The 12,146-nt window shown below is 65.1% G+C and carries 14 protein-coding genes; 8 read left to right on the top strand and 6 right to left on the bottom strand.

Annotated features, from left to right (window positions below):
• Positions 1–108 precede the first annotated feature (108 nt).
• A complete protein-coding gene (locus GUV69_RS09005) occupies positions 109–585 on the top strand; it encodes a PRC-barrel domain-containing protein (RefSeq protein WP_431197105.1) in 477 nt (158 codons plus the stop codon).
• A gap of 9 nt (positions 586–594) precedes the next feature.
• On the opposite strand, the gene GUV69_RS23200 is transcribed toward GUV69_RS09005, so the two are convergent.
• Positions 595–741 carry a hypothetical protein gene (locus GUV69_RS23200; protein ID WP_244292661.1) on the bottom strand — a complete coding sequence of 49 codons (147 nt, stop codon included), beginning with the start codon at positions 739–741 and terminating at the stop codon, positions 595–597.
• A gap of 861 nt (positions 742–1,602) precedes the next feature.
• Complete coding sequence (locus GUV69_RS08995) at positions 1,603–2,061, bottom strand: DUF4383 domain-containing protein (protein ID WP_164201623.1); 459 nt, start codon at positions 2,059–2,061, stop codon at positions 1,603–1,605.
• Between the two features lie 132 nt (positions 2,062–2,193).
• Here GUV69_RS08995 and GUV69_RS08990 point away from each other — a divergent pair, with 132 nt between their 5' ends.
• From GUV69_RS08990 to GUV69_RS08980, 3 genes are all read left to right on the top strand, one after another.
• Positions 2,194–2,862, top strand: coding sequence for a hypothetical protein (locus GUV69_RS08990; RefSeq protein WP_164201621.1), 669 nt, complete (start codon positions 2,194–2,196; stop codon positions 2,860–2,862).
• 72 nt (positions 2,863–2,934) lie between these two features.
• Complete coding sequence (locus tag GUV69_RS08985; RefSeq protein ID WP_164201619.1) at positions 2,935–4,239, top strand: cell division protein PerM; 1,305 nt, start codon at positions 2,935–2,937, stop codon at positions 4,237–4,239.
• A gap of 152 nt (positions 4,240–4,391) precedes the next feature.
• Positions 4,392–4,871 carry a hypothetical protein gene (locus GUV69_RS08980; RefSeq protein ID WP_164201617.1) on the top strand — a complete coding sequence of 160 codons (480 nt, stop codon included), beginning with the start codon at positions 4,392–4,394 and terminating at the stop codon, positions 4,869–4,871.
• A gap of 31 nt (positions 4,872–4,902) precedes the next feature.
• Here GUV69_RS08980 and GUV69_RS08975 read toward each other — a convergent pair whose 3' ends face one another.
• Positions 4,903–5,331 carry a DUF5317 domain-containing protein gene (locus GUV69_RS08975; RefSeq protein ID WP_164201615.1) on the bottom strand — a complete coding sequence of 143 codons (429 nt, stop codon included), beginning with the start codon at positions 5,329–5,331 and terminating at the stop codon, positions 4,903–4,905.
• A gap of 39 nt (positions 5,332–5,370) precedes the next feature.
• Here GUV69_RS08975 and purN point away from each other — a divergent pair, with 39 nt between their 5' ends.
• A complete protein-coding gene (gene purN / locus GUV69_RS08970; RefSeq protein ID WP_164201613.1) occupies positions 5,371–5,943 on the top strand; it encodes a phosphoribosylglycinamide formyltransferase in 573 nt (190 codons plus the stop codon).
• Between the two features lie 510 nt (positions 5,944–6,453).
• A complete protein-coding gene (locus tag GUV69_RS23195) occupies positions 6,454–7,065 on the top strand; it encodes an endonuclease domain-containing protein (protein ID WP_244292659.1) in 612 nt (203 codons plus the stop codon).
• Positions 7,066–7,135: 70 nt separating this feature from the next.
• Here GUV69_RS23195 and GUV69_RS08960 read toward each other — a convergent pair whose 3' ends face one another.
• Positions 7,136–8,488 carry an MFS transporter gene (locus GUV69_RS08960; protein ID WP_164201609.1) on the bottom strand — a complete coding sequence of 451 codons (1,353 nt, stop codon included), beginning with the start codon at positions 8,486–8,488 and terminating at the stop codon, positions 7,136–7,138.
• A gap of 175 nt (positions 8,489–8,663) precedes the next feature.
• On the opposite strand from GUV69_RS08960, the gene purH reads away from it, so the two are divergent.
• The gene (gene purH, locus GUV69_RS08955) at positions 8,664–10,349 is read left to right on the top strand and encodes a bifunctional phosphoribosylaminoimidazolecarboxamide formyltransferase/IMP cyclohydrolase (RefSeq protein WP_164201607.1); all 1,686 of its coding nucleotides are present in this window, start codon (positions 8,664–8,666) and stop codon (positions 10,347–10,349) included.
• A gap of 100 nt (positions 10,350–10,449) precedes the next feature.
• Here the strand turns inward: purH and GUV69_RS08950 are convergent, their stop codons facing one another.
• Together GUV69_RS08950 and GUV69_RS08945 are read right to left on the bottom strand one after the other, a co-directional pair.
• Positions 10,450–10,671: a hypothetical protein gene (locus tag GUV69_RS08950; protein WP_164201604.1), complete on the bottom strand. Its 222-nt coding sequence runs from the start codon at positions 10,669–10,671 to the stop codon at positions 10,450–10,452.
• Positions 10,655–11,632 (bottom strand): trypsin-like serine peptidase, encoded by a 978-nt coding sequence (locus GUV69_RS08945; protein ID WP_164201602.1) that lies wholly within the window; start codon positions 11,630–11,632, stop codon positions 10,655–10,657. The genes GUV69_RS08950 and GUV69_RS08945 overlap by 17 nt, the downstream gene beginning before the upstream one ends.
• Before the next feature lie 207 nt (positions 11,633–11,839).
• Between GUV69_RS08945 and GUV69_RS08940 the strand changes: the two genes are divergently transcribed.
• Positions 11,840–12,067: a hypothetical protein gene (locus GUV69_RS08940; RefSeq protein ID WP_164201601.1), complete on the top strand. Its 228-nt coding sequence runs from the start codon at positions 11,840–11,842 to the stop codon at positions 12,065–12,067.
• Positions 12,068–12,146: the final 79 nt, after the last annotated feature.

The raw sequence follows: 12,146 nt of genomic DNA, 5'->3' as shown, positions 1-12,146 counted from the left end.
ACCGGGAACCTCAAGCAGACGGGGCTGGGGCCGCAACCGGAGGCGCGCGCCTTCCCGTACCAAGGCCTTGCGGCCGTTATCCCAGCACATCAAGGAGACATCATGCTCATGAGGGAGAACATTGAAGATTTGCTCACAAGGGGCGGGCAGGTCGTAGGGTCCGACGGCGAGAAGATCGGTTCGATCGGCCAGCTTTATGCGGATGATGATACGGGCGAGCCCACGTGGGTCACCGTCAAAACGGGACTGTTCGGTACCTCGCAGTCGTTTATCCCCGTAGAAGGGGCCAGGATCGACGGCGACGACCTCGTGGTGCCCTACACCAAGGACCACGTCAAGGACGCTCCGCGGGTGGAGGCCGACGGGCACCTGGAACCCGAGGAGGAGGACCGCCTGTACGCCCACTACGACAGGGGGACCCGAACCTACTCCGAGGCACGCACAGACGCTGGCCTCGCCGACGCGGACCTTGCTGGGGATGCGGACCTGAACGCGGGTGCGGGTGCCGATACGGGTGCGGGCACCGACTCGCGTGGAACGGACGCTGGTACCGGCCTTCGCCGGGGCGGACTGCGCAGGCTTTAGGCAGTCGGACTACTCCGGGCCCAGGAGCTCCCGGGCCGCCCGCTGGGCTTCGAGTTCTTCGGGCGTCACCACTGATCCGGTGAGGAATCCGGCGCCGGCCATGGCCCGCCGAAGCTCCGTCTCGGTCCTCGGGGCGGACACGCCGTAGTGGGCCATGGCGTGGCAGTTGGCGCAGAGCGGAACCAGATCGGTGAGCGCCCAGCGGCCACGGCGGCACTACATGGTGGACGTCAATGAAGTCTCTGCCGATCTCCCCGCCCGTAGGCCACCTCGAACGAGAACCCGCAGGCCGCGCAGCTGCTGCCGCGGTGGGCGATGCAGGCCCGCCGCGCCTCCGGATCACGCTCGTAGCGGTTGACCGGCACGCGGGTGACGGCCTCGTCCGGATAGGTGCCCGGCACCACAGCTGGGTGGGGATTGAACCTTGCGGCGGACCGAACCCGGCCCAGACGCTGCGGAGGCCGGCCTCCTCCTCGCCGGGTCCGAGCTGCATGCCATCGAGCTCGTCACTGTCCCAGGCGACGCCGGGTGCCGCCCTCATGAGAACCTCCGCCGGAACCTGGTCGCCCAAGGGCAGCAGGGCATCAAATGCGACCTGTATTTGGCCGCTGGTCCCGCCGACCACCACTCCGTGGCCGATCAGCCCGCGGAGATGGCTTCCCTCCAGGACCAGCCAGACGTCAGCGCCCACAGGCGTTTCGCCGTCCACACTCCACGGCTGAACGGACAGCCCGCGCTCAAGGACCTCACGGACCACCGCCGCATAGCTCCGGCCGTGCCAGTGTTCCGGGCCTGTAGGCTCCGGGTTCCAGCCGAGCAGGATGGCAGTCATGGGCCTATTCTTCCATCGGCACGGTCCATTATCGGCTCACCTGCCCGCGGCCGGCTGCGCGCACAAGGAAGCCGGTGCAGCTGTGCGCAGAACCGCCAACTGCACCGGCGAGTAGGACGAATATTCAGAACTTTATAGATCCAACCTCATTCGCGGCTCCTATTTCCCGGCTTGTCCTTTCCGGGCTACGTCCTGTCGCTGGCCCTCCGGGACAGCAGCCAGCCACAAGCAATCATCACAACACCCAGCACCATGTGGGTCCAGTTGTCCGTCATGTTCAGCGACAGGAAATTGGCCGCCGAATCAACTCCGACACTGAGCCCGAAGATGCTGAGGATGATGTACAGCGCACCGGCGCCCATGAGGAAATTGCGCGCGCCGTGTTCGGTCCGGGACATCGCAAAGCCCGTGGCACCGATGGCCAGCTGCACAATGTTGAGCAGCATGGACACCTGGAACACACCGAGGAACAGGGCATGGGAATCAGGTCCCAGGAACATCAATTCGCTGTAACGGGTGGTGATGCCGGGAATAAAGCCCAGGACACCGACCACCGGCATGAGAATACCTACACCCATGCCGGCATTCTGGACGTCTGCGCGCCCGAAGTGAACACCATGAGCATGTGGGGATGCGGTAGTCATTTTTCTGCCTCCAACCACTGATTGCGGACAATCCAATTTTACGGCGGAGCTGTGGAAAAAGCGCCGGAAGAGCGCTGATGGGGACTTCTGCCCAGCGACAGAACAGGGGCGTTCTGCTGGACTTGGACCCTTATGAAATCCTTTGTGGTCCTCGCCCGTGCCGCCCTCGCGGCCGGCCTGCTCCTGCTCGCCACGGGCTGCAGCGTTGCCGTTCCGGAAGGAAAGGCACCCGCCGTCGGGGCCTTGCTGATTGCCCCGCAGGAGGCGTCCGGGCTGCCTGAACGCCCGACGACGGCGCTGGTACCGGCGGAGTCCGCCTCGCCGTCGTCGGCGGCTGCTCAGGCCCCCGCGGGCCGCGCGCTGAACCGGGCCGAGGAGCTCCTGCCCAAGGTGAACGTCAAACCGTGGCGGGCAACGCTGCCCGTGGTGGTGCAGTCGGCGAACAAGGACATGCAGTGTTCCATCGGGCCCGACGCCGCCGCGTGCCACCTGCTCAACGATGTAGCGCCGCGGCCCGCCGACATCAAAGGACAATGCCGCGGGCTGAGCGAGTATTTCGGCGGCTACGCGGTGGTCACGCCCGACGCCGGCGCCCAGTACGGCCTCTGCGGTGACGGCGTCTCTCCCATGGAAGCGGAATCGGTGGCCGGGCCCGCCTTTCCCGGACCGTGGATCGGGGACGGTCAGACGGTGCGCATCGGCAACATGGTGTGCTCGCGGGAGCCGGGGTCCATGCTCTGCGCCCATCTGCGCACCGGGCACGGGTTCATGATCGGCGCGGCGGACTACGAACTGTGGTGACGCGGGTCTCCTGCGCCGGATGAGCCTGTCGCAGACCGGCTGGCAGGCCCGGCCGTGACACCATGGAACACGATGAAACTGCGCGCTGATCAGACCGGAGACCGTGGCCTTCCCATGCCCTTGTGGCTGCAGGGAGCCCTCGAGACGGCGCAGGCGGCCATTATTTCCGCCCTCCTGGTGCTCATCCCGATTGTGGCCGTGTGGGCGACCGGTGGATTCCTGAACGGTGCTTTCGACGCGCTGGCCCGGCTCGCCGGGCAGGCCTGGCTCGTGATCCACGGTGTGCCGCTGGAGTTGGCGGACATCGGATCCGGGGCGGCAGGCGCGGCGGGGTCCGGCATGCTCACGCTGATTCCGCTGGGGCTCACCCTGATCCCGTTCCTGCTCGCGTGGCGGGCGGGACGCCGGCTGGCCCGGGCCTCCTATACGGACCAGCTGTGGCAGGCGCTGCTGGGCTCCTGGCTGGTGTACTCCGCCTTCGGCGCGGCCACCGGCTTTGTGTGCCGCACCCCTGACGTCGGCATCAACATCTGGCACGCCATGGTGATCCCGCTGATCCCGTACGCCCTGGGCATGGTGATCGGCGCACGCCGCGAGGCCGGCTCATGGAGCCGCCTGATCGGCGTCGACGCCGTGGACTGGATCTCGCGCACCAGCCAGCATTCCCGCTGGGCCGGGTCCTATCTTGGGTCCGCGGCGAAGGCCGGCGTGCTGGCACTGGTTTCCGCGCTGGCGCTCGCGTGCGCGCTCCTGGCCGTGGATATCTTTGTCCACTGGAACCTGGTCATCGCCGTGTATGAAGCGCTCGACGCCGGCGCCGTAGGAGGTGCGGCGCTCACCATCGCGCAGCTGGGCTACCTGCCCAACCTCGCGGTGTTTGCGCTCGCCTGGATCTCAGGGTCCGGCTTCGCCATGGGCATCGGTTCGCAGGTGGGTCCGCTGGGCACCGCCACCGGGCCGCTGCCCGCTATTCCGGCCTTTGCAGCCATCCCGTCCGGTCCGCTGGACTACGGCTTCGTGGCGCTGGTGGTTCCGGTCCTCGCCGGCGTCCTCGCCGGCTGGTGGTTCCTGCGTGAAGGTGAGAACCACTTTGACGAGTGGCTGTCCATCAAGGTGCATGCCCGCTGGTTCACGGCCACGGCGTCCACCCTGGTGCTCGGCGTGCTGATCGGCGTTGTGTCAGGGCTGCTCGCCGCCGGACTGGCGTGGCTGGCCGGTGGGTCTGCCGGACTCGGCCGCCTCACCGACATCGGACCGGACCCCTTGTGGACGGGAGTGTGGCTGGCCGCGGAAGTGGGGATCGGCGTCGTGATCGGTTATGCGGCCGGGCCATGGCTGGAACGCCAGCAGCACGTGGAAGCGGAACTGGTCCGCTGATCCGCCTTTGGTGTTCGGCTGGCCACCGGCACTGCCTGAAGACTGGCCTCACTGCGGCGTAAATCATTCCGGGGTATATCGGTTTTGACGGACGTTATGGGGCTAGTGTTGCTGGGGTCGGCAACCGCCGCGAATACCCTCAGGGAGGGTGCATGAACGTCAACCAATCCAGCTCCGAGCAGTTCGGCCAGCACTTGATCAGCGTTGGAGGTTCGGAAGCTGACGTCAGTGGATCCGCCTACGTGGTCACCGACGAAGACACGGTCGAGAGCGTTGTGTCGGGTCTGCGGATCAAACAGCAGCAGCAAGGCGTCCCCGCCAGCAAGCCGTCCATTCTGCATGCCTCCGCGCAGGTTCTGATCAGCAGGCGCGATGAAGATGACCCCGAACATCACGCCGGAACGTCCCATGCGGGGGAGTACCAGTTGGACATCCACCTCAGCGCGGACCACAGCATCCGCGAAGCCATCCCGGAGAAAGATCTGGAACAGGCTCAGATCTGGGCGCGGGGACGGATCGAAGCCGAGGGGGCCGAGTTCGGGGCCATCTACTTTCCTGCCGGCGGCGGCGTCGAACCCGGCACAGGTGCGCTCGAATGCAGTTACGACAGCGCGGTGGGCTGGTACCGGTAGCGGAGCGCCAGTGCAGTTTTAGGGCGACCGCTTAGGGAAAGCCCGGCAGCGCCTGCTCGAGCTGGACGCGGCAGCTTGACATCGCCTGGTCCGTCAGGGCCTGCCGCTGGCACGCCTGGAACTCCTGTACCTGGTCAAAGAACACTGCCGAAGCCAGGATGACCAGCAGCATGATCAGCGAAATCACGAGTCCAGACATGGTCCCGAACAGGACCAGCCGGGACTCCTTGAGCTTCGCAGCCCGGACCAGCAGGAGGATCCCCAGCACGAAGCTCGCAGCGGTCAGGATGCCGGTGAGCCAGAGGTAGCTGACGTCGAGCTGGTAGACGAAAAAGGCACCCAGCACGGTGAGGATAAAGATCCGGAAGAGGGTGCGGGTCTTGTTGAGCGAGGTCTTGGCGGCCTCGCTCAGCTGCGGTTTCGTCCGCTGCTGGCCAGCTGGTTCCGGGGGAGTAGTCATGGGTTCCAGCCTACGCGAGCCTGCCCATAAGCTAGACCCATGCGCATCGTAGTCCTCGTTTCCGGCACCGGGTCCAATCTCCAGGCAGTCATCGACGCCGTTAAGTCAGGGGAGCTGGACGTGGAGATCGTTGCCGTGGGCGCCGACCGCGAGGGGACCTACGGTGTCGAACGTTCTTCCGAAGCCGGGCTGGAGACCTTTGTGGTCAATTTCAATTCGTTCCCCACGCGCGACGAATGGGATGCCGCGCTGACCGCGAAGGTGGCCTCCTACGCCCCCGAGGTGGTGGTGTCCTCCGGCTTTATGCGTATTGTGAGCGCCGACTTCATTGATGCCTTCAAGGGCAAGTACCTGAACACCCACCCCGCCCTGCTGCCCGCGTTCCCCGGGGCCCACGGCGTCCGCGATGCCATGGCCTACGGTGTGAAGGTCACCGGCTGCACGGTCCACTGGGCCGACGCCGGCGTGGACACGGGCCCCATCATCGCCCAGGAAGCCGTCACCATTGAACCGGCGGACAGCGAAGAAACCCTGCACGAGCGAATCAAGATCGTGGAACGCCGCCTGCTCGTCAACACGCTTGCAGCCCTCGCCGCCGCCCCTTCCTTCTAACCCTTCCCAGCCCCGCCCGCCCCTCCCCGCCCCTCCCCCTCTCCCTCTCCTCCCAACTAAGTAGCGCTATCTGTCGTTTTGGCCCCTCAAAACGACTGATAGCGCTACTTACTTGGGGTGGCGGGGACGATCCTGTGGATAACTTCTGCGGCGATTTCTGGGGGCTGCCAACATGGGCACATGAAGGTTCCCCGTTCACTTCCAGAGCCGCTGGGTGTTCTGCCGTTCACCTTGAGAGAAGCGGCCGACTCCGGCATCACTGAACGGCAGTTACGTCACCCAGGTCTGGGGAGGCCCACCCGTGGAATCCGGGTGCCGAGGGCGGACGAGCAAATCACCCCAGCTCTGGCTGCCCACATCCGGCCATACACCTTGGTAACGGAGTTCGCTGCAGCATCCCACGCTTCTGCATTCCGGCTCTGGCAATTCCCCGGGTTCATGCCTGGGAGCGATGATCCGCTGATCCATGTCTCGCGCCCAGACACGGTAGCCATCATGCGACGTCCGGGTGTGAAAGGTCATAGAGGCCAGTTCTTCGCAGACGAAATTGTCACCCACAACGGTTTGCTCATCACGTCCCGAACCCGGACGTGGCTCGACTGTTCCCGCAAGATGAGCATCGAGGAGTTGACTGTGGTTGCCGATCACCTGCTGAGGATCCCCCGGCCAGACTTCGAGGGCAGAGCTGAGCCTTACGCAACGATCGAAGACCTCGCCGACATGCTGGACCGGCATAAGGGAACACCAGGAATCCGGAAAGCGCGCCTCGCCCTTGAACAGGCAAGGGTAGGGGCTGATTCGGCCCCTGAAACCAGACTTCGGCTGGCACTGGAATACGCTGGCCTGCCCGAACCGGAACTGAACGTGCCTATGGAACTGGGCGCCGGCGTCGTACGTCAACCCGATTTGGCGTATCCGGAGCACCGCGTCGCGGTGGAGTACGAGGGCGAGGGGCACTCCGAGGCCGCACAGATTGTCAGGGACATAGCCCGAGAGGAAGACTTTGCGCGGGCCGGCTGGTTGCCGGTCAGGATCTCCAAACGCCACATGAAAAACGAGGCGCAGGCCGCCGTGGCCAAGATTCGCACGGCGCTGCTAAGCCGTGGCTGGTCCCCCAAGTAAGTAGCGCTAACTGTCGTTTTGAGCGCCCAAAACGACAGTTAGCGCTACTTAGTTGGGGAAGGAAAGGCGGCTATTCGAGGCGGCGCTGCTTGGTTTCGGGGGAGAAGAACGCCATCCACAGCACCGCGAGCAGCACCAGCCCGCCGGCCAGGGCAAAGGAAGTGGCCAGGCCAAGTTCCGGCCAGAAGTAGTTCGCAAAAATGAGCGGGCCAAAGCCTGCGCCCAGCCGGGAGAACGTTGAGGCCCAGCCGAAGCCGGTGCCACGCAGCTCCGTGGGATACAGCTCCGAGACATAGGTGTAGAGCACGGGAATGGCCACCTGGACCACGAAGCCGAACACCAGCAGCCAGAACACGGCGGCCGTCGGGATGTCCACCACAAACGCCACGATCACGAGGGTCAGCGCGGAGAGCGGGCCGGTGATGGCCAGGATCCATTTGCGGCCCACGTGCTCCACCAGCAGTGCGGCGACGATCACGCCGAGCAGGCCGACAGCGGCCATGGACGCCGTGGTTACAAACGCCTTGTACTCGGCGAAGCCGGCGCCGATCAGGATCCGGGGCATCCAGGTCAGGGACAGGTAGTAGACGAGCAGGATGCTGAAGAACAGGGCCCAGGCCGTGGCCGTGATCTTCCAGTTGAACTGCCAGACAAGGCGCAGCTGATGCCACGCGCTTCCGGCGGACAGCCGCGGAACGTCCTGTGCATCGGGCAGGCTGTAGGCGCGGGGCTCGGCTCCGGTGGCTGTCACCAGGTCATCAATAACTTTGGCGGCTTCCTCCCGGCGGCCCTTTCGGATCAGGAACAGCGGTGATTCAGGGACACTGCGGCGGACCCAGAAAACCAGGAGCGCCGGCAGCACCATCACCAGCATGGTCAGCCGCCAGTCACCAAAGATTCCCACCAACGCTGCGGACACGAAGCCGGCGAGGGCCGCGCCCACGGGCCACCAGCCATCCATTGCCGTGAGGACCTTGCCGCGCTGTTTCCGCGGCGTGAACTCGCCTACAAGCGCGTAGTCCACCGGTATGCAGCCGCCCAGGCCGAACCCGGCCATAAAACGGAACACACAGAACCAGACGAAGTCGGGGGAGAAGGCGCCGAGCACGGTGAAGACGGAGAAGATGAGCAGCGTTGCTGTGAAGGCCTTCTTGCGTCCGATTGTGTCGGCGATGGTGCCCCACACAAACGCACCCAACGCCATGCCGATCAGGTTGGCCGTCCCTACCCACGCCACCTCGCCGGGCGCCAAGGCCCAGTGGGTTGAGAGCAGCGGGATGAGGATGCCGTTCAGCGTCACATCCCAGGCGTCGAACATAAAGCCGAGGCCGCCGATCAGGAAGATCCGCCCCTGGACTTTCCATCGCCAGGGCAGTTCCTGGACCACCTGTTCGCCGCTGGGCACAGTGGTGTAAATATTCATCGCAGCCTCCTGCCTAAATCTTAGTTGCCTGCATTGCGGGGTCTGTTCTGCGTCGATCGGAGCGCCCGGAGCCCGTAGAACCGGCCCCGCAACGCAGGCCAGGCGTGCAACACGATAAACTGGCCCTATCCCCACCACCCGCGGCACTGGCCCGCGATATAAGACGGAGACTTTTGTGAGCTTCACGCAGCCTGACCGCGTATCCATTGACCGTGTTCCCATTCGCCGGGCCCTGATCTCGGTCTACGACAAGACCGGTCTGGAGGATCTCGCCAAGGGTCTGCATGCGGCCGGCGTGAGGATCGTCTCCACCGGCTCCACGGCCAAGAAGATCGCCGCGGCCGGCATCCCGGTCCAGGAAGTCGAGGAAGTCACCGGTTCCCCGGAAATGCTCGATGGCCGGGTCAAGACGCTGCACCCCCGCGTGCACGGCGGCATCCTCGCTGACCGCCGGGTCCCGGCCCACATGGACACGCTGACCAAAATGGAGATCGAGCCCTTCGACCTCGTTGTGGTGAACCTTTACCCGTTCGTGGAAACCGTAAAGTCCGGTGCGGCGCAGGATGACGTTGTGGAGCAGATCGACATCGGCGGCCCCGCCATGGTGCGCTCGGCCGCGAAGAACCACGCCGCCGTCGCCATTGTTGTTGACCCCGGCTTCTACGGCGAAGTTGTCACCGCCGCGGCGGAAGGCGGCTTTGACCTGAAGACCCGACGCCGGCTGGCCGCCAAGGCGTTCGCCCACACCGCGTCGTACGACAATGCCGTGGCAACCTGGACCGCCAGCCAGTTCCTGGATGAAGACGGCGACGGCGTTATCGACTGGCCTGCCTACGCCGGCCTGGCGCTGGAACGCTCCGAGGTCCTGCGCTACGGCGAAAACCCGCACCAGCAGGCCGCGCTCTACGTGGATAAGGCCGCCCCGGCCGGCATCGCCCAGGCCGACCAGATCCACGGCAAGGCCATGAGCTACAACAACTTCGTGGACGCGGACGCCGCGCTCCGCGCCGCCTTCGACTTCGCCGAGCCGGCCGTCGCCATCATCAAGCACGCCAATCCGTGCGGCGTGGCCGTCGGTTCAGCCGATGCTGAAGACCCGATCGCCGACGCCCACGCCAAGGCCCACGCCTGCGACCCCGTCTCCGCTTTCGGCGGCGTCATCGCAGCCAACCGCACCGTTACTGCCGCCATGGCCGAAACCGTCGCGGGCATCTTTACCGAGGTAGTCATCGCCCCGGACTTCGAACCTGAAGCCGTGGAGATCCTGTCCAAGAAGAAGAACATCCGCCTCCTCGCCCTGCCCGAAGGCTATGGCCGGTACCCGGCCGAAATGCGCCAGGTGTCCGGAGGCGTCCTGGTCCAGATCTCCGACAAGGTGGATGCTGACGGGGACAACCCCGCCAACTGGACACTCGCCGCCGGTGACGCCGCCGACGAAAAGACCCTCGCGGACCTCGCGTTCGCCTGGACTGCGTGCCGGGCTGCCAAGTCCAACGCCATCCTGCTGGCCAACAACGGCGCTGCCGTGGGCATCGGCATGGGCCAGGTCAACCGCCTGGACTCCTGCAAGCTGGCTGTCGAACGGGCCAACACGCTGGGCGTTTCGGTGGAGTCCGACGTCGAAGGTGCGGGCGGTGCCTCCAACGCCGGCGCCGGCGACGCACCTGCGCGCGCCCGCGGTGCCGTGGCAGCGTCCGACGCGTTCTTCCCGTTCGCCGACGGCCTGCAGATCCTGATCGACGCCGGCGTCCGCGCCGTGGTCCAGCCCGGCGGTTCCGTCCGCGACGAGGAAGTTATTGCGGCGGCCAACGCGGCCGGCATCACCATGTACTTCACGGGTTCGCGCCACTTCTTCCACTAATCCCCACCGGGTCACCGGGTTGCGCCCAACCCGGGATTCAACGAACGACGGCGCCTGTCCCCGAAGAGGGGAGAGGCGCCGTCGGGCGTTAACGAAGGGTTCAGGATGGTTCCGGTGAGGGTTCCGTGCTTTCGTCACCGGGACGCTGAGCACGTTCGGGAAGCCGCAGCTCCCGCGGCTTCGCCTCAGCCATCCGTTCCGGAGTCCAGTACGCGAGGATCTCCTCGTGTGTCTGGTCCGACGTGCTGTGGCTGACCGAATCCTCGCCGGGCTCCTTGCCGGACGCGGATTCCTTGCCAGGCGTCCTAGGCTGCTTGGGCAAAGTTGTAGACATTCTCGATTTCGGTGCCCCAGTACGGGCCGAACATAACTTCGGCACCGTTGTAGCCGTAACTGTTGATGGAGTTCTGTACGCCGTCGTCGAGAAGCCACGGCCCGCCGGAGGAGCCGCCGGTCATCGTGCACGGGATTCCCTGGGTTTCAAACTTGGGGTTCGTCATGTCGTTGGTAGCCGTGCCTGCGCAGCTCCAGAGCTGCGCGCCGTTGTACGGCGTGGAGGCAGGGTAGCCGTAAGACGTGTACTCAAGCCCGCGATCGATACCAAAGACAACGTCGGAGCTGCCCACAACGTCTGTGAGTGTCTCCCCGTCTTCGTTGGGGTTCATGACCGCAAAGCCGGTGTCAAAGGCGATGTCCCCGGAGGTTTTCCACTGCGGTGTGGTGTACAGGTCCCGGGCGGTCCACCGCCCATAGGGTTCCTTGCCGTTGTCATAGCCGGGAACAAAAATGAAGTTGGTGGCGTACGCGCCGGGACCTTCATTGAGGCAGTGGCCCGCCGTGGCCACGGTGCTTCCGTTCTCCGAGGTGACGGCATTGCCCGAACACACATAGTTGAACCCGCCCATGGTGAAGAACACCTTGCCGATGTGGTCCACCGGTGTCACCCTCAGGGCGAGCTTGGATTTGCCGCTAACGGCTTTGGTCGCCTTGACCTTGAGTTTCTTGTCCTTCTCCTTGGCCGCCTCCACGGCGGAGTTGAGGGAAGTGCGGCGTTCGATCGCATTTCCGGCCAGGACATCGCCGGGAACCGCGGCGCGCATACGGTCCGCGGTCCAGTATTCCGCAGCTCCGGTGCTGTGCACTGTGGCGCTGGCAACCGCGGGGGTGGTCTGGTCGTCCGACGCCGGCGGGGCGGCGTGAGCGGTGCCGGCGCCCACCAGCGCCAACATGGCAGCGGCCGAAAAAGTGAGGAGGCTGGCGGCGAAGGATCTGGTTCGCGTCATGATGGTCCTGTCTGAGCGGGCTGAACGGGGCACCAGAGGTCCGCCGGGTAACCCATAGAACCTATCGAGGCACCCCATCTTTGTAAATAGTAGTCCGGCCTCATGTGCGCGTCACTCTGGTAAAAGTCGAGGTCAACGGGTACTTTTCTCTTATCAATGACCTGTCCGATCTGGGCTCCGGACTCCGAGTGAAATTGGGGCCCCATCGTGATTGCTTTCTGGAAATCTGCCAAGAAGTCCTCTGCCGCAGGCAGGCATTTTGCCGCCAACGGGGGAGCCGACGCCGCCGTCCCGGATATGGAGGCGTTCACCGCGGCACTCCAGCTGCGGGACGTTGATCCAATCCACACGTTCACCGCCACCGAAGAGCTGCGCCGTCAGGACCCCAAATACGTGCAACTGTGGCCGAGTGATATTCCCCACAAACGGCGCTGACACGCTCCTCACGGTTGCCGGCGGCTGCCGGTTGCAATGCCCGACGGCGACTGGCCCGCTTGGGGTGCCTCCTCGCCGT

This window comes from [Micrococcus luteus] ATCC 49442, from assembly GCF_010367585.1.
Lineage (GTDB): Bacteria > Actinomycetota > Actinomycetes > Actinomycetales > Micrococcaceae > Arthrobacter > Arthrobacter luteus_A.
Note: the sequence above shows the minus strand (reverse complement) of the source record. Positions and strands in the feature narration are given on the sequence as shown.

Excerpts from the sequence above, each read along its gene's own strand:
- GUV69_RS09005 (WP_431197105.1), top strand. The coding sequence starts at position 109 with ATGAGGGAGAACATTGAAGATTTGCTCACAAGGGGCGGGCAGGTCGTA.
- GUV69_RS23200 (WP_244292661.1), bottom strand. The coding sequence starts at position 741 with ATGGCCCACTACGGCGTGTCCGCCCCGAGGACCGAGACGGAGCTTCGG.
- GUV69_RS08995 (WP_164201623.1), bottom strand. The coding sequence starts at position 2,061 with ATGACTACCGCATCCCCACATGCTCATGGTGTTCACTTCGGGCGCGCA.
- GUV69_RS08990 (WP_164201621.1), top strand. The coding sequence starts at position 2,194 with ATGAAATCCTTTGTGGTCCTCGCCCGTGCCGCCCTCGCGGCCGGCCTG.
- GUV69_RS08985 (WP_164201619.1), top strand. The coding sequence starts at position 2,935 with ATGAAACTGCGCGCTGATCAGACCGGAGACCGTGGCCTTCCCATGCCC.
- GUV69_RS08980 (WP_164201617.1), top strand. The coding sequence starts at position 4,392 with ATGAACGTCAACCAATCCAGCTCCGAGCAGTTCGGCCAGCACTTGATC.
- GUV69_RS08975 (WP_164201615.1), bottom strand. The coding sequence starts at position 5,331 with ATGACTACTCCCCCGGAACCAGCTGGCCAGCAGCGGACGAAACCGCAG.
- purN (WP_164201613.1), top strand. The coding sequence starts at position 5,371 with ATGCGCATCGTAGTCCTCGTTTCCGGCACCGGGTCCAATCTCCAGGCA.
- GUV69_RS08960 (WP_164201609.1), bottom strand. The coding sequence starts at position 8,488 with ATGAATATTTACACCACTGTGCCCAGCGGCGAACAGGTGGTCCAGGAA.
- GUV69_RS08945 (WP_164201602.1), bottom strand. The coding sequence starts at position 11,632 with ATGACGCGAACCAGATCCTTCGCCGCCAGCCTCCTCACTTTTTCGGCC.